The following is a 15,863-nucleotide window of genomic DNA, read 5'->3' as shown; positions in this document are numbered from 1 at the left end:
TCATGCTGTTCGTGCCCGTGATGGGATTGTGGACCAGCTCGATCGGGATTGTGGGATTGGGCTTGAACCTGCGAGCTTACGACTTTGTGTCGCAAGAGCTGCGGGCGGCTGAAGACCCCGAATTCGAAACGTTCTACACGAAGAACATCCTGTTGAACGAAGGCATCCGCGCTTGGATGGCTCCGCAAGACCAACCCCACGAAAACTTCATCTTCCCCGAAGAAGTTCTGCCTCGCGGTAACGCACTGTAAGGACTGAGCGAAGTCTGAATTGAATCAAAGCGATCGCGCGTTTTCTCGTCAAACCGTTGCGATCGCCTATTGCTCAAATTAACCAGAGACAGATCATGAATGGAGGGTGCGATCGACGCGATCGCGCCCTTTTTTTGGTTTCCTGCGGAACTTGTGGGACTTGTGGGCACGATAATCGGCCCGATCGGGGCTGGGGTTTTTGGCCATTCCCAGAAAGTTGTGTTAGTCTATCCATAGTCATAATGATTATGACTTAGAGAAGAGTTCACGCCGCCGCCACCTCGCCAGTCTTCCGCACGGGGGCTGACCGGGATGGTGCAACCACAACTAACCCCACCCGTTTTCTTGCGTCTTATGGATCTTTCAAACTCCAACACCGCCAAAAACTTGGCCGATGCCTTCGCTGGCGAATCGATGGCGAATCGGAAATATCTGTTCTTCTCGGAAGTGGTGAAAAAGCTGGGCCTGGGCGACTTAGCCAAGCTGTTTCGGGAAACGGCCAACCAAGAAACGGAACATGCGTTCGCCCACTTTCGGCTGATGCATCCGGAGTTGGTGGTGGACGATCCGGCCAGCCTCAGCGACGAACAAAAGAAGGCGATCGCGGCCCGCTGTCTGGAGCTGGCGATCGAGGGTGAAACCTACGAGTATCAGACCATGTACCCCAACTTTGCCGCCGAAGCCCGGGTTGATCGGGATGGGGAAGCGGAGCGGGAATTCCAAGAACAGGCCGATGAGTCGCGGGAACATGCGGGAATTTTCCGCACGGCCGCCCGCAACTTTGGACTGCTGACCGTGATCGAACATCACCACGCCGACCAATACAGCGAAGCCCTGCGCGGGTTGGACGGTGTGGCTCCGGCAAACAAGGCCGCGGGCAGCAAGTGGATTTGCCGCCAGTGCTCCATGATCTATGATCCCGCCGAGGGCGATCCTGACTCGGGCATTGCTCCGGGAACTCCCTTTGAAGCCATTCCTGATGATTGGGAATGCCCAATTTGCGGCGCGAAGAAGGCCCTGTTCGTACCCTATCAAGAGTCGATCGCTGCCTAGGCTGGGCCATTGGTCATTGATTTAGATCTGCTCAGATCTGCAATCAGCCCTGAAATCAACTCTGAAATTAGCTCCAGAAAACAAAAAAATAGCTGATTTTCAGTAATTGAATAGCACAATCGAGTGCGCCATTCCAGGTTGGTGAATGGCGCATTTTTTGGGTTTTGTGAGAATCAAGTTGGGTTCAACTGAAAGCGATCGCGCGAAAATTTTGCTAAAAAAACAGCCTGGTTGAGAGGAATGGGCTATATGCTATCTGTATATTACAGTATTCCGATCGGGTAACTGTAGTTAAAGACAAGCTGGGAGTCAAAAGAAATGGGAATCGCGGTTGAGCATGTCTCCAAGTACTATGGCGATTTTCGAGCAGTTGATGATGTTTCGCTAGACATTCAATCGGGTTCTTTGGTTGCGTTGTTGGGGCCATCCGGCTCAGGAAAGTCCACACTCCTCAGAATTATTGCGGGGCTGGAATCCACTGATGCGGGGACAATTTCACTGATTGGGCGGGACGCAACCTATCAAAGCGTCCAAGAGCGAAAAATTGGGTTTGTGTTTCAGCACTATGCGCTGTTTAAGCACATGACCGTTCGGCAAAATATTGCTTTTCCGTTGGAGTTGCGCAAAACTCCGCCGGCTGAAATTCAAGAGCGCGTGAATCGATTGTTGGACTTGATCCAACTGGCGGGCTATGGCAATCGCTATCCTGCGCAATTGTCCGGTGGGCAACGGCAGCGAGTGGCCTTGGCGCGGGCCCTGTCCGTGGAACCCCAAATTTTGCTGCTGGATGAACCGTTCGGTGCTTTGGATGCCAAGGTGCGCAAGGAATTACGCACATGGCTGCATAACCTGCATCGCAATATGAATGTGACCACGGTTTTTGTGACCCACGACCAAGAAGAGGCGATGGAAGTTGCCGATCGAATCGTGGTGATGAACCAAGGCAAAATTGAACAAGTGGGCACGCCTGCGGAAATTTATGACAACCCGGCCTCGCCCTTTGTGATGAGTTTTGTGGGGCCTGTGAATGTGTTGTCTATTTTTCCGGGATCTGTGTCGCGCTGGGCGGGCGATCGGGTGTGGGAAGACAGTGACAATTGGCGACTCTTTTTGCGGCCCCATGATGTGGAAATTGTGACCGATCCTGTGGATGACAAGGCCTTACCCGCGACGGTCGATCGCATCATGCATTTGGGATGGGAAGTGCAGGTGCATTTGAAACTGGAGAATGGCCCATCTTTGACGGCTTCTGTGAACCGAGATCACTATCACCGACTCCACATTGAACGAGAGCAACAAGTCTATGCACGGCCCCGATCGGTGCGTGTTTTCCCCTTAGCAACCTAGAGAACCAGCGCTCAAGAGGATTGCTGAATAGGGTGATCCCTAATGGGATTGTTCGTGAAATCCCTGGATATGCCATTTCGGCGGGTGCGCGATAGAGTGCTCCCGCCCAAATGCCAAATTTTCAAATCGAAGTTTTCAAATACTAAATATTAATTAGAAACTTGCAAGACTCTAATTCTGGGAACTGGCAGAAATAAGATCAGTGCCAGCAAAACCAGTCTTGGGAATTACTGGAAATAAGCACCCGCAAAACTGTAAATGAGTCCTCCAAAAACAATCGAAGTGATTGCAAAATAAAGCCAATCTTGACGACGCAAAAAAGTGAACCAAGACAGAGCAACCCGAATAATGGGTGTTGCAACTAGCAGCATAATGCCCACTTGAATCCAGCCGCGACCATGACCCGAAAGGGCAGATTTCGCAGCACCCCAAGGGGAGCAAAGTTCCCGAGGTTCTCCTACAAAGACACGGAAGCTGGCTGGCTCACCCCCATGGCGAAAGATATAGATGCAGCCGCCGGCAAAGACGATCGAACTCGCAATGATCATTCCCCACCACAATACGTGGCTAACGGCTAACTCAAGGCTGTGATCGGTGCTTTTTCGAGTTTCTAAATCAACTGGCGAAGATTCCAAGGGAGAAATGGGACTATTCGCTGCAGTCATGGCGATCGCCTGATCGGAAGACTTACCCTTCATCATTGATGTCATCTCCATCGTCACTTGGGCTGCTGTGAATTACGAGCGTTAAAATTCTGTTTGGTCTCAACTTTGCAATTGAGCTGATGAGCTGAAAGTGCGTAATTTCTAAGTAATTAATCCGTTATAAATCATTTTGATTGCTAGGAGTACCAACACAATGGAAAAGAGCCAGCGCAACCACTCTGGCTTGGCTCCAATCAGCACTCTTGCACCGACCATGGCTCCCATCAAAACGCCCAACATCACGGGCATTGAGAGGCCGGGATCCACGTAGCCTCGGGATAAATAAACGCCGGCCGACATGGCAGCGGTGACCCCGATCGTGAAGTTGCTGGTGGTGGTGGAAACCTTGAACGGTAAACCCATGACGCGATCCATGGCCAAGACTTTCAAGGAGCCGGAACCGATGCCGAGCAATCCTGAAAGCAGCCCGGCCACGGCCATTAAGCTAAAACCGGTGGGAACCGAACGAACGGTATAGGCGATCGTTCCTTCTCCGTTGGGGGCGGGGTAGCAGTTATCGAGTTGCAAGCGTTCAGCCAAGGAACCTGGCTCGGTTAATTCGGCTTCCTTGGGGGTGGATTGTTGAGCAAAGAAAGCGGAATAAAGCAGAACGGTTCCTAACACAACGGTCAGGGCTTTGACGGGCACAACGGTGGCTAAGGTGGCTCCTACGAAAGATCCAAGGGTCGTTGCCACTTCTAAAAACATCCCGAGACGTAAGTTGGCAAACCCCGATCGAATGTAGGTTGCGGCGGAACCGGCGGAAGTGGCAATGACAGAAATTAAGGAGGCCCCGATCGCGTAGCGAATATCGACCCCAAAAACCGAGGTGAGCAGAGGCACAATCACCACGCCGCCCCCAAGACCGGTCAAGGCCCCTAAGAATCCGGCCGCGAATGAACCGGCCCAAACTAAGAATGAAAACTCAAAAATATTCACCCCGCCCCATCCTGATGACTAGTAATTAGAGAAAATCCATAGGGAATGGCTGAAAAATAACTGGAGGAATCCGGCTCTTGGTGCTTGGTCACACCAAGGAATTCAGCCATTGTGCTTGGTTGCTGAGTTGAGAAAGTTGGAAGCTAGAAACCAGGTTAATGATGGTATCTGGGCAAGCAAATTTTCAGACTGCTGGTGAATTGTTCACAATCATTTTTCACAGCCACTGTTCGCAGCCACTGTTCGCAGTCAATGATCCAGAGTGATTGATCGCTGTTGAGCATTAAGCTGTTGAGCATTAATCACTCTGAATCATGAATGACAACTCAACGACGAGTAAGCAAACTTGAAGGGGTTGATGGTAGCTGAACTGGATCCGTGGGGCTGAGGATCAATCGATTGGCCACTTGTGTGATCAGGTAGGCGATCGACCAGCCGCCAATGATGTCACTGGGGAAGTGAACCCCGAGATAGAGCCTTGTCCAGGCAATGAGCAGAACAAAGCCACCACCCAGCCCCGCGATCGACCAACGCCAGACCCATCCATAGGGGCGATCGAGCGGCTGTTGGCTGGAATACAAAGCGCCAAGGGCCAAAACCAACGAGAGGCTAGCGGCCGCGTGGGTGCTGGGAAAGGCCCAATCAGCAGGGTAATGGTCTGGGGCCAGCAGCGAGGGCCAAAGGCTGGGCCTTGCTCGGTGCCAAACCACTTTCAGCAGAGTGGCTATGACTGTTGTACCGCCAATCGCACTCATCCAGTAGAGCAACTTACGCCATTGCCGTTGGTTCGCTAGGGACAAAAGACCCATGATGAACAGCGGAAACGTTCCCCAGCGGGTTCCCAGCGGTGTGAGCCAAAGGGCGAGGCGATCGAGCCAAGGGGTGGCCTGTTGATGCAATAGTTCTAAAAACTGCACATCCCAGGGCGCTGGTTGCTGGAGATGGCTAACCAGGTATAGCGCACAAAGTCCTTGAATCGTGACCGCCCCACCGATGCCCAGCAGGTTTGGTTGGGATGATGAATGCTTGCCCAAAGTGCTGATCCCCGTGGTGTTTAGCCCATCAGTCATCGGTAGTGAGGGTTGGAGCATCCAGAGGGCGCTGATTAATCACTTTCTGGGACAGGCTGGGCAGCGGCCATTTTGCTTTGCTGGTGTTAACTGCTGCCGTGGGCGCTGTGCTGAGGGTTAATTGGCCCTCGGGATCTTGGCTGATGGTGACGCGCGTGCCGTCAGCAACTTTGAGCGCGGCCAAACCGGTAAATTCCTGATTGGTTCCGTCGGGAAGGGTGGCGATCGCCTTGGTTCCCTTGGGAATCAAAACCCCTTCGCAGTCCCACTCGATCGCGGTGGTTTCCCCATTGGCCAAGAAGTAAAGACCAGCGTTGTAGCGATAGTTGTCCACGTCATCCGGCTCTGGCCCGTAAACTCCAACCACTTGGCCGCTGGTGTTTTCGCATTGGCCCCAGGTCTCGCCGGACTCCAACGCAAAGGTTTGGGCTGTTAGCTGTTCAATTTGTGATTCCAAGGGTTCGGGAATGGCTTCCCCCGCATTCTGCTTTTGCTGACGTTCGGCTGTTAGCTGGTTCAAGGCTTGGCTGGCTGCCAAGTAATCGGAATTTTCACTCAAGGGGCGATCGGCTAAGGCCGGAGGAGCACAAAGCAAATTAACCACAAAAACCAACAGGCAACCCCCGATCGTCATCCAGCGGCTGAAGGATCCCAAAACCGCCGTTCTCAGTCCTTGCCCGCTTAGAAAATTCTGGACAATCCCTGGGACAAAACCCTTTAAAAACCCTTGGGCAACGTTCATGCTCTTTCCTCTTGATGACTGATTGATGACTGAAAATTCTGCAAATTTCGCAATGCTCTACGTTTCAAACCGATCCCAACTATGGTGGGTGGCTGAACATTAATGCTTGTAAAAAACTGCCCATGATTTCTCTCTTTGGTTTCCCAATTTAGGAAAAATTAAACAACCTGAAAAGGTTCAAAGAACACAAAAAAAGCAAAAACTGCTAGCATGGACATTGACGAGGAAGGCTTTTCATTTGATGCCTGAAACTCTGTTTTGTTGCTGCAAAATCTTGCAATCATTCAAACCGAATTGCCTGGTTTAAGATCACCGCATGGTGGCAGTTAGTAATCTCCACACCAATGCATTGGCTTCAATGCGTTCTCGAACAATGAAATGAGGTGAAAGTTTGAGAAAGATTGCTATTTCGAGTTACTTTGATTGGTTTAATTCAAGAGTGAGCAATTTAATGAGCGATTTTGCTTGTTGAACCCTTGAAAAACCTGAATTAAAGCAACTAAATCAACGAGCTAGATATAGCCTTTCGTGACTCAAAAAGTCTAACAAAGTCCCCTGGTTTTGCCAAGATCTTGAGCTTAAGGAAGCATGAAGGAAAATAGCAGTTGCGGAAGGTTGCTCTCCCAGAAAATTCCTATTCCCAGAGCAATGAAAATCCAAGGAACAAATTGATGACCAAATCGGCTAATCCATTGGGTGATCATGTGATAGCGACTGAACCGGCGTGTTAGCCAACAAAGCAATCCTACGCCTGCAAAGAAAACCCAAAGGATAATGCTGAGTTCCAGCCAGTTGCAGGAGGCAAACAGAGGAATGTAAATTCCAATGTTGTCAGCACCGCAGGCAAGCGTAATCATTGTCACTTGGATGACTTGAGGGGATAGCCAAGGCAGCCATTGACGTAGTTTCTTGACTCGATGTCGAAACGCTAAATTGGGCGATCGCTCGGTTAACGCTTGATGCTCAGATCCGAACGAATCTAGTTCAGGAGCGGAGGATTCTGATTCCTGAGATTGAGAAGTGCGCAGTTGCGAAATGCCGATCCCGATCGGGAGAAAGCCCAATAGCCCAATGGACCAGGAAGGGAGCAGTAATCCTCCCCAAAACCCTACCAAGCTGGCTAACACAATCAGACCAAACCCCAGATAGCGCCCGATCAGGATTTGTCGATCGCGAAAGAGCCGATCGGGGCGACCAAACAACACCATCAGCACCACCACATCATCGATATTTGTGGCAATGAAGGAACTGGTTCCCGCCACAAAAGCACTAATCGCTAGCTCAGCCAAGGGGCGCTGATCAATCATGGTGCTCGGACATGATGTTTAGGGCAAAAAGCATTGCAAGAGTCGTAAGAATCGTCGCGATCGTCTCAAGAATCACCCTTTTCGGGAACTTCACTCAGTTGCTGGGGTCGCCAAGTTAAAGCCACCAAACAAGTGCAGCTAGCAGCCAACAAACCCGGACTCATGGCTCCACTATCAAGGATGATATAAATCCCGAGCGCGATGAGTACTAGAGGAACCATGGTTTGACCCCGATGGGCTAACCAATCTGCAATTTGGGCTTGATGGGTGAGTCGATGAGCAATGTAACACCAAACAGGAACCAAAACTAGGAAAACTAGAATGGTTAGAATTAGCTCTGGCACTGAGCTATGGGAAAACAAGGGCGTGTAAATGCCCACATTGTCGCTCCCGTTGGCGATCGTGATGGCTGCGACGCTGAGACTTTGGGGCCCCACTAAATTCATCCAATGGGGTGATGTTCCATCGCCGTCAATGGCTAGGTTTAGTTCTTCATCGGTGGCATCTTCACCCCGGTCAAACAATCTGCCCAGTCCCATGCCGATCGGGATTAGACCCAGCAAACCTAGCCAATGGTGGGGCAAAACCATGCCCCCAAAGAAGCCCAACAAACTTGCGCCTACCAGAGCTGAAAACCCTAGATATTGCCCAGCGACCACGTGGTAATGACGAAAATTGGCATTGACCTGAGAAAAAAGCAACATCAGGATTGCAATATCGTCAATGTTTGTGGCTGCAAAGGCAGCAACACTCGTGGGGATTACGGTCAGTAAGTTGTCCATAGGAAAGGGTTGCAGAAGAAGGGACTAGAAGTGAAGTAGAGCCGATCGAGATTGAACCAAGCAATCGATTAGCAGTCAGCATCTTCGGACTCTTCAAACCGGACATAGATCGCTTCGATCGAGTGCTGCATTCGTCGAATCATTTTGGGAGAGCGCGATCGCTGCCAGAAAAACCAGCCACAACCCAAACCTAGGTAAAGCAGAAAGAGCTTGGGAAATGCATCGTAAGGCGCTTCCGGCACGGGAAACCAAGTACTTCCGGGAATTCCGACCATGCCCAAAATTGGCAACATCATGAAACCAGCGCCCAGCAGACCAATGACCCCGTCAATGGGTTTTAGTTTGCCAATTCGATAGAGATAAACCGGCGCGGCGATCGATACCAAAATGTAGGTCACCAAAAATCCATAGGTACACATCGTGCCCAAATACGCCATGGATTCGAAGGCCTTAAGACCAAAAATGGTCATTGAAGCAGGCACTAAAAAGAGCAGAACGGAGATGAAAGAAACAGCAATATGGGGCGTGCTATTGGTGTCGTGGGCTTCACCAAAAGCTGAGTGAAAGAGACCATGCCGCGCCATGGTGAAAAAGATGCGAGCAGCAGGATTAATGCTGCCTAAAACACAAGCGAAAAAGCTAGCCAACGCACAAATCCCGATCGCTTGGCCCAGGAATCCAACACCAGCCCAGGTAGCTAAGAAACTGAGAGGCTCTTCATGACCTGCCAAATTTCCTCCGGCATGATTGAACCCCACCACACCGATATAGGCCATAACCAAGAAAAACAACCCCGAAAGCACTGTGCTGCCTAGGACAGCCTTCGGAATACTTGATAGGGGTTTTTGCGCTTCATCCCCAAGAGTGGTGGCACTTTCAAAACCAGAAAAGCCAAAAACCACTAACACTAATCCCATGGCAACACCGCTGGGGGTTGCACCGGCTAAGGTCAACTGTAGTGGATCAAGGGCAAAGCCTGTTTTAGCCCAAACAATTCCCCCCAAGAGCAAAATGAACAGGACAGAAATACCTTCCAAAATCAACAATGTTCTTGCTGATAATTCGATATCTCGGTAAGCGGCATACCAAGCAACCACGGTTCCTAATGCCAGCAGGGTGATGATGTGGGTGTGAATGCCCAAACTGCCTAAAAAGATTTGACCAAAATTGGCAAAGCCACAAAGAACCGCCATCCCCGTGAGCAAATAGCCTAGCAGAAGACCCCAACCACAGATAACACCGGCTGTGGGGCCAAGGCCTTTGGAAATGTAGGTGTAGAGCGATCCGGGAGAGGCGGAACGGCGGGCAAATTGATTGATGTTGATACTGACAAAAATCAGCCCGATCGTTCCCAACAAAAAGCTAAGACAAGTGCCATTTCCCGCCAGGGCAAAGACTAACCCTAAGTTCGCGGCAGGGGTTGTGATCGGAGCAATTACCGCGATGGATTGGCCAAGAACTTCACCAAAGGGTAAACATTCTGCCTTGAGACCGTGAACACTACGGTTCACTGCAAGTTCTGTAGTCATGCGATCCCTCAATGAGACCAGAATACTGAGTGATGAACTGATCTGAAGCCTGAAAGTTATCTGAAGTAAAAGGGATAACTCTCTATGATTGGTGACTAGGCATTCATGACCCGTTCAGTCTGTGAATTCTGTTGCTGTCCGTGTTGCATATCGATGTTGCTTTGACAAGTATTTTGGAGCACATCGATCAAATTAACTACAGATTAAGGAGTTGGCTGAGTTTAAGCAAATACTGTTTTTTCTCAAAACCATCAATAAAATTGATGAGAACCTCAACAAGCTCGAAATCTTGGTTGAAAGAAGCCAAAAATTCTCGCGATGAACGGAAATTTTGAAAATAGATCGAGATTTTAATTGAAATTTTAAGTTTGGTGAAATGTCTGGAATAACGCTTGATCGGTTGCAAATTTTCTTGGCGGTTGCGGAACATTTACACTTCACGCGAGCCGCAGAGTCCCTCTATCTAACGCAGCCTGCGGTGAGCGCTGCAATTCAGTCCCTAGAAGACAGTTATGGTCTGCGTCTGTTTCATCGCATTGGGCGACGCGTGGAACTGACGGATGCTGGGCGATTGTTGCAAGCAGAAGCTAGGGATATTCTCGATCGGGTGGCTTTGACAGAACGAGGCTTGCGTGAACTCAATGAAATGCAGCGAGGAGAAGTGCATTTGGGGTCTAGCCTCACGATCGGGAATTATTGGCTACCGCGCAAAATTGGAGAGTTTAAGCGTCGCCATCCGGGCATTGTGGTGAATTGCACCCTCGCTAATACTGAGGAAATTTGCACAGGAACGGCGACGGGCGCGTTTGATTTGGGATTAATTGAAGGGGAAGTGTTGCCCTCAACCCAACGGCACTTAGAAAAGGCCATTGTTGGGGGCGATCGCCTAGTGATTGTGGTGGGCCCTTCGCACTCTTGGTTTGAGCTGCCATTTGTGGAAACCCATCAGTTAGCAGAAACAGCTTGGTTAATGCGCGAACCAGGGTCGGGCACTCAACAGCGATTTGAGGAAGCCTTATTGAGTTGGCAGGTGGATCCTTCAAGTTTGCCGATCGCCCTGGTGCTAACCACCGGAGAAATGGTGAAAGTTCTGGTGGAGGAAGGCGTGGGAGCGGCAGCCATTTCAGAACTGATCGTTGAAAAAGAGTTGCAGCTTCGGACAGTGCGTGCGGTTCCGATCATTGACCCTGAGCAGTCATCGGTTTTGGAAATTCGTCGTCCCTTTTTGAAGTTGCGTCATCGACAGCGCTTTCAGACCAAAATTTCTCGAGTTTTTGAGCAATTACTAGTCAGTTATTAGTTTAGAAATAGACCATTAATCAGCCAGTGCTGAGCCAGTGCTAAGCCAGTGCTAAGCCAGTGCTAAGCCAGTCGTGTGCCAATGATGGGCGAGACCCGTTGGGCAATTTCCAGATAAAGTACGGTTTTTTGATCGGAATATAGTATTTTAGGTCAAAAGCAACTGCAAAACGCCATTTGCAACTGCGCTAAACCTGGAATTGCTAACCCAATGAGCGCTGTCAATCCCCAACTTCGCCCCCTAGAACTTAAAGAATTGTCCCAGGAATCTTCCGTGGTGCCTCTCCATAGCCAAGCTCAGTACCCCACGACCTTGGCCCTCAGTGACATACAGCTTCCAAGCAGTCAGCCAAGACGGTACTTTGACCCGATCGCCCTCCATAGCCTTGCTCAATCGATCGCCCAATATGGAATTTTGGAGCCGCTGTTAGTTCGTCCCATTGATGAGCGGCGCTATGAATTAGTGGCTGGTGAGCGGCGATATCGTGCGGCCCAAAAGGTTGGTCTATCGCAAGTACCCGTAATTATTCGGGCCCTGAGCGATCGGGAAGCCCTGCGAATCGCCCTTCTGGAAAATTTGCAGCGTGAAGATCTCAACCCGATCGAGGAAACCGAAAGTATTTTAAAATTGCTGTCCCTGGAGCTTCAACAGCCTGCTGAGTCGATCGTTTTGCTGTTGCACCGCTTGCGAAATCAGGCCAAGGGCAAAAAAACTCATAACGTTATGGGTAATGCAGAACGAGAGACGATTCGCACCATTTTCCAGTCGATCGGAACCATGACTTGGGAGTCCTTTGTCAGCAATCGGCTGCCCCTGCTGAAGCTGCCAGAAGCCATTCTCAATGCGTTGCGCCAAGGTCAGTTGTCCTACACCAAAGCGTTGGCCATTTCCAGAGTTCGGCAACCCAATCAACAAAATCATCTATTACAAGAAGCAATTTCACGAGATTTATCACTCTCCGAAATTCGTAAACAGGTGGCCAGCCTCAACAGTCCTGAAACAACTTCCAACTTACCCAGCTCTCTGCGAGATCGTTGGAGTTATACCTATCGTCGGTTGCAGCAGTCGGGAGTTTTGAACGATCCCCTAAAACGGCAAAGGGTAGAATCCTTGATGGCTGAATTAATCACCATTGCAGAGTTAGATGAGTCCCAAGAGATTGAGTGATAGTTTACCGACAAACCGTTTTTTTGTCCATAAACTACGGTTTGTCGGTCGATTTAGTCAAGATTAATGAATGAACTATCTAAAATCCTGTTTAAGGTGCTTTGATCTGATCTCTGAATAATTTTCTGGGTGCAGTTAGGTGCTCTACTAAATGATTGGATGCTTGAAAAAAAATTCTGCCTTGTAATGATCATGAAATTTTAAGTTGTTGTTCTCAAGAACCTTAGAAATTTCATGGCAATTAAATCTCTTCGCTTCTAGCGGTTTTTCTTAAAACCGTAGCTAACAATGTCTATTGCGCTTACTCTTGGTGTTTTGGCGATCACATTCTTCCTATTCATTGTGGAATGGTTACCCGTTGATATCACAGCAATTGGAATTGCTGTTTTGCTAATTCTTCTAGGACTCATCACTCCCGAAGAGGGAATCGCTGGATTTAGTAATTCAGCAACGATCACGGTTATGGCAATGTTTGTGCTGAGTGCCGCGATCGAACGTACAGGTGCGATTCAAGTGGTCAGTGAATTTCTGCAACAAAAAGGCGGCAAGAATCCAACTCGCCAAATTTTTGTGCTGGGGTCAATTGTGGGGCCGATCACAGCATTTCTGAATAACACAGCCGTGGTGGCGGTGTTTATTCCGATTGTGGAAAATTGGTGCCGAAAACAGAATATCTCTACCTCAAAGCTATTAATTCCGCTGTCCTATGCCACTGTGCTTGGCGGCACGATTACAGTAATTGGTACTTCAACCAATGTGGTGGCCAGTGGACTTTCTAAGCAACTAGGCTATGGAGAATTTGGCCTGTTTGAGTTTGCACCCATGGGCCTGATCGTCTTTGTGATTGGTCTGTGCTACTTGGCACTGGCGGCTCCCAATCTTCTGCCCGATCGGCGGAAGCCCGGTGAAATTTCAACCGTTGAAAACTATGGGCTGCGTGATTATTTCAGCGAAATTATTGTGACCCATCAGTCCTCTTTGATTGGGAAATCGCTGCCAGCCAGTGACTTTCATCACCGATATGATCTTGATGTTTTGGAAGTGATTCGCGATGGCATTACCTATAGACCTGTAAGCCACGATTGGCTGTTAATGGCAGGGGATATTTTGCTGGTTCGCTGCAACCGCGATCGCCTGCTGACCCTGAAGGATGAACGGGGGCTGGAAATCCTACCCGATGCCAAATTTTCTCTCGAATCTAACGAGCGATCGATTGCGGAAGCCTTAATTATTTCGAACTCTAGCCTCATCGGTTCTAGCTTACAAGAACTGCGATTTCGGCAACGATATAACTCCACGGTTTTAGCCATTCGTCGTGGACAAGATTGCTTGTGCGAACGGTTGCGGGATGTTCGTTTGCGATTTGGTGATGTTCTATTGGTGCAAGGGCCACATGACAGTTTGCGCGGCCTGCAATCCAGCCCTGAATTATTAGTAGTAGAACCGCGAGAACTGGAACCCTTAAAGCGGGATAAGGCTGGTTTAGCCCTGGCGATCGCCCTAGGAACCGTGCTGGCTGCTGCCACGGAAACGGTTCCCATTTTGGTTAGCGCTCTGGCGGGTGTTGTCTTGGTAATTGCCACGGGAATTTTGCGGCCTCGAGAAATTTACCGAGTCATTCGCTGGGATATTATCTTTCTCCTGGCGGGTCTGATGCCCCTAGGAACCGCTATGGAAAAATCAGGAGCTACTGACTGGTTAGCATCACAATTAACGCAAGTAGGAGGACATCTTTCGGGGTTTTGGCTGTTAGTTTTGTTCTATGGCGTAACAACCCTCTTCACTGAAGCCCTGTCTAATAATGCGGCGGTTTTATTAATGTTGCCCATTGCGGTGAAGGTTGCGGAAACCCTGGAATTCTACACTTTGCCGTTCATGCTGGTGGTGATGTTTGCGGCTTCAAATAGCTACCTAACCCCGATCGGTTATCAAACTAATACAATGGTTTATGGGCCAGGAGGCTACAAATTCTTAGACTTCACCAGGGTAGGAATTCCATTGAACTTAATTCTGACCTTCCTTGTGCCGCTAATGTCAATTTGGTTTTATGGGCTAAACTTAAGTCATTAAAAAATGACTTTGATTCTTGCTGAAACAATGACTTTGGTTAACTTTCAACCAAGCAATGCCAAGTTATTGTGTCTCTCTACCGCAATCCTTTGATCACAACTATGGAATCTATGACTTCCCAACCCTCACCCACCCATCCGTTGCCCATTGATGAATCCCTTAACACAGCCATGAACACCGCCAATGCAACCAATGGGGCAACCCGTCAAGATGCCCAAGCGGTTGCTCAGTTTCAGCAAGAAATTACAGCGGTAGAATCCCAAACGCTGGGATTCAAACTCCTGAAAAAATTGAAAGGTGGGCTGCTGGTTGTTGTGGGCTATCTACTCTCGCCACTGTGCTGGTGGAATGATTTGATTTTTAATCTGCCGATCGCCTATGGCTTTGGTGCGCTCTGCAATTGGCTAATTCCGCACGGTTTTTTCGGGGGTGCGATCGTGGGCTATTGGCTCTCGAATGTGGTGGGAATTCTGATGATGCAATTTGGGGCGACGGAAATGGTTCAAAAGGAGGATCAAAATAAAAGTTTTCGGAAAACGCTGGTCACAGGATTGCTGTCTTCCACGGCCTATACAATTTTGGTGGTGGCGTTGGTGCAGTTCGGAATCCTAACCTTGCCGGATGGTTTGAGCTTTCAAGAGTAGCAATCCCTTTCCTAGCGATTTGGGGTGGAATTTACAGCCTTGGGCGGAGATTCTAGGTTAAAGAGCTTTAATCCTTCGCTACCAATGATGGTCGGTAATTGACCATTCCACCGCTCGATCGCCTGGCGTTGAATTAACTCTGGGGTCAGGTGTTCTTTGAGGAGTCGTTGTGCTTCGGCCTCACCCCTGGCCCAATTAACCCTTGCTTCCGCTTCTCGGGCGGCTTTCAGGGTCAAAAACTCCGCTCGCTTGGCTTCCTGTTCCGCAATTTGCTTGGCTTCGACAGCTTCACTGAAGCGATCGGAAAAATTGACATGAACCAGCGAAATATCATCAACAAAAATATGATATCCCCGTAACCGATTGCTCAGCAATTGGTCTACGGCTCCCTTCACTTCTTCCCGGCGGGTGATAATTTCTTCCGCCGTGTACTTGGCCATGACGGCTTTTAAAACTTCCTCAACGGCGGGATCAATGGCTCGATCGACCACAGCCAGTTCATCCCCGAGCTGTTGGAACGCTAAATTAACTTCATCGGGAACCAAATGCCAATTCAAGACCACATCGGTTTCAATTTCTTGTAAATCTTTAGAAGAGGCTTCGGCTGAAATTTCACGCTTTTGAACGCGAACAGTTAATTTTTTAACGGCTTCCGCGATCGGGATGATCGGATGTAGGCCTTCATCGAGAATTTGAGGCTGCACCTGACCAAAACGGAGCACCACGCCCCGCTCCCCAGCCGAGATAATGACCAGCGGTTGCAGGATAATCAGGGTCAAAAAAAGAGCCGCAAATAGTCGAATAATTTTTAATTGAGAGATATGTTTTAGGGCAGAAGTGTTGAATGACAGATTCAGGTTATAAAAAAGGGGTAAGAAGATGTAATTCTTACCCCAAACAATCAAAAAGTAATACACCAATGTTACGCTCATTCTCTCAAATCGTCAAACCTATTCTC

General features: G+C 49.2%; 14 protein-coding genes and 1 pseudogene. 7 read left to right on the top strand and 8 right to left on the bottom strand.

What is annotated here, in order from left to right:
* The 3 genes and pseudogenes from H6F46_RS18875 to H6F46_RS18865 all read left to right on the top strand — a co-directional run.
* A pseudogene (locus H6F46_RS18875) lies at nt 1-251 on the top strand (photosystem II D2 protein (photosystem q(a) protein)); the annotation flags it as partial.
* Nucleotides 252-605: 354 nt separating this feature from the next.
* Nucleotides 606-1,304 carry a rubrerythrin family protein gene (locus H6F46_RS19965; RefSeq protein WP_190356273.1) on the top strand — a complete coding sequence of 233 codons (699 nt, stop codon included), beginning with the start codon at nt 606-608 and terminating at the stop codon, nt 1,302-1,304.
* 318 nt (nt 1,305-1,622) lie between these two features.
* Complete coding sequence (locus H6F46_RS18865) at nt 1,623-2,651, top strand: sulfate/molybdate ABC transporter ATP-binding protein (protein ID WP_099534534.1); 1,029 nt, start codon at nt 1,623-1,625, stop codon at nt 2,649-2,651.
* A gap of 227 nt (nt 2,652-2,878) precedes the next feature.
* Here H6F46_RS18865 and H6F46_RS18860 read toward each other — a convergent pair whose 3' ends face one another.
* From H6F46_RS18860 to H6F46_RS18830, 7 genes are all read right to left on the bottom strand, one after another.
* Complete coding sequence (locus H6F46_RS18860) at nt 2,879-3,367, bottom strand: DUF1634 domain-containing protein (protein WP_234407039.1); 489 nt, start codon at nt 3,365-3,367, stop codon at nt 2,879-2,881.
* Between the two features lie 90 nt (nt 3,368-3,457).
* Nucleotides 3,458-4,294, bottom strand: a complete 837-nt coding sequence (locus H6F46_RS18855) for a sulfite exporter TauE/SafE family protein (RefSeq protein ID WP_190356272.1) — start codon at nt 4,292-4,294, stop codon at nt 3,458-3,460.
* 326 nt (nt 4,295-4,620) lie between these two features.
* Entirely contained in the window at nt 4,621-5,364 is a 744-nt protein-coding gene (locus H6F46_RS18850) for a phosphatase PAP2 family protein (RefSeq protein WP_190356271.1), read from the bottom strand.
* A complete protein-coding gene (locus tag H6F46_RS18845) occupies nt 5,357-6,106 on the bottom strand; it encodes a hypothetical protein (RefSeq protein ID WP_190356270.1) in 750 nt (249 codons plus the stop codon). Before H6F46_RS18845 ends, H6F46_RS18850 begins: the two co-directional genes overlap by 8 nt.
* Nucleotides 6,107-6,684: 578 nt before the next feature.
* Nucleotides 6,685-7,413, bottom strand: coding sequence for a cadmium resistance transporter (locus H6F46_RS18840; RefSeq protein WP_190356269.1), 729 nt, complete (start codon nt 7,411-7,413; stop codon nt 6,685-6,687).
* A gap of 65 nt (nt 7,414-7,478) precedes the next feature.
* Complete coding sequence (locus tag H6F46_RS18835) at nt 7,479-8,195, bottom strand: cadmium resistance transporter (protein WP_190356268.1); 717 nt, start codon at nt 8,193-8,195, stop codon at nt 7,479-7,481.
* Between the two features lie 68 nt (nt 8,196-8,263).
* Nucleotides 8,264-9,724 carry an APC family permease gene (locus H6F46_RS18830; RefSeq protein WP_099534541.1) on the bottom strand — a complete coding sequence of 487 codons (1,461 nt, stop codon included), beginning with the start codon at nt 9,722-9,724 and terminating at the stop codon, nt 8,264-8,266.
* 376 nt (nt 9,725-10,100) lie between these two features.
* On the opposite strand from H6F46_RS18830, the gene H6F46_RS18825 reads away from it, so the two are divergent.
* The 4 genes from H6F46_RS18825 (at nt 10,101) to H6F46_RS18810 (ending at nt 14,905) form a co-directional block, all read left to right on the top strand.
* On the top strand, nt 10,101-11,024 hold the full coding sequence (locus H6F46_RS18825) for a LysR substrate-binding domain-containing protein (protein ID WP_190356267.1): 924 nt from the start codon (nt 10,101-10,103) through the stop codon (nt 11,022-11,024).
* Between the two features lie 210 nt (nt 11,025-11,234).
* Nucleotides 11,235-12,191 (top strand): ParB/RepB/Spo0J family partition protein, encoded by a 957-nt coding sequence (locus tag H6F46_RS19665; protein ID WP_190356266.1) that lies wholly within the window; start codon nt 11,235-11,237, stop codon nt 12,189-12,191.
* A 288-nt stretch (nt 12,192-12,479) separates the two neighbouring features.
* A complete protein-coding gene (locus H6F46_RS18815) occupies nt 12,480-14,261 on the top strand; it encodes an SLC13 family permease (protein WP_099534544.1) in 1,782 nt (593 codons plus the stop codon).
* 110 nt (nt 14,262-14,371) lie between these two features.
* Entirely contained in the window at nt 14,372-14,905 is a 534-nt protein-coding gene (locus H6F46_RS18810) for a hypothetical protein (protein ID WP_242028034.1), read from the top strand.
* Nucleotides 14,906-14,916: 11 nt separating this feature from the next.
* On the opposite strand, the gene H6F46_RS18805 is transcribed toward H6F46_RS18810, so the two are convergent.
* Nucleotides 14,917-15,837 (bottom strand): prohibitin family protein, encoded by a 921-nt coding sequence (locus H6F46_RS18805; RefSeq protein WP_190356265.1) that lies wholly within the window; start codon nt 15,835-15,837, stop codon nt 14,917-14,919.
* Nucleotides 15,838-15,863 lie beyond the last annotated feature (26 nt).

The organism is Limnothrix sp. FACHB-1083, assembly GCF_014696485.1.
GTDB lineage: Bacteria > Cyanobacteriota > Cyanobacteriia > CACIAM-69d > CACIAM-69d > CACIAM-69d.
The sequence above is the reverse complement of the archived record's forward strand: the minus strand, read 5'-3'. Positions and strand labels throughout refer to the sequence as shown.

Bases quoted from the DNA above. Each gene is read 5' to 3' on its own strand.
- H6F46_RS19965 (WP_190356273.1), top strand. From the start codon at position 606: ATGGATCTTTCAAACTCCAACACCGCCAAAAACTTGGCCGATGCCTTC.
- H6F46_RS18865 (WP_099534534.1), top strand. From the start codon at position 1,623: ATGGGAATCGCGGTTGAGCATGTCTCCAAGTACTATGGCGATTTTCGA.
- H6F46_RS18860 (WP_234407039.1), bottom strand. From the start codon at position 3,367: ATGGAGATGACATCAATGATGAAGGGTAAGTCTTCCGATCAGGCGATC.
- H6F46_RS18850 (WP_190356271.1), bottom strand. From the start codon at position 5,364: ATGACTGATGGGCTAAACACCACGGGGATCAGCACTTTGGGCAAGCAT.
- H6F46_RS18845 (WP_190356270.1), bottom strand. From the start codon at position 6,106: ATGAACGTTGCCCAAGGGTTTTTAAAGGGTTTTGTCCCAGGGATTGTC.
- H6F46_RS18840 (WP_190356269.1), bottom strand. From the start codon at position 7,413: ATGATTGATCAGCGCCCCTTGGCTGAGCTAGCGATTAGTGCTTTTGTG.
- H6F46_RS18835 (WP_190356268.1), bottom strand. From the start codon at position 8,195: ATGGACAACTTACTGACCGTAATCCCCACGAGTGTTGCTGCCTTTGCA.
- H6F46_RS18830 (WP_099534541.1), bottom strand. From the start codon at position 9,724: ATGACTACAGAACTTGCAGTGAACCGTAGTGTTCACGGTCTCAAGGCA.
- H6F46_RS18825 (WP_190356267.1), top strand. From the start codon at position 10,101: ATGTCTGGAATAACGCTTGATCGGTTGCAAATTTTCTTGGCGGTTGCG.
- H6F46_RS19665 (WP_190356266.1), top strand. From the start codon at position 11,235: ATGAGCGCTGTCAATCCCCAACTTCGCCCCCTAGAACTTAAAGAATTG.
- H6F46_RS18815 (WP_099534544.1), top strand. From the start codon at position 12,480: ATGTCTATTGCGCTTACTCTTGGTGTTTTGGCGATCACATTCTTCCTA.
- H6F46_RS18810 (WP_242028034.1), top strand. From the start codon at position 14,372: ATGACTTCCCAACCCTCACCCACCCATCCGTTGCCCATTGATGAATCC.
- H6F46_RS18805 (WP_190356265.1), bottom strand. From the start codon at position 15,837: ATGAGCGTAACATTGGTGTATTACTTTTTGATTGTTTGGGGTAAGAAT.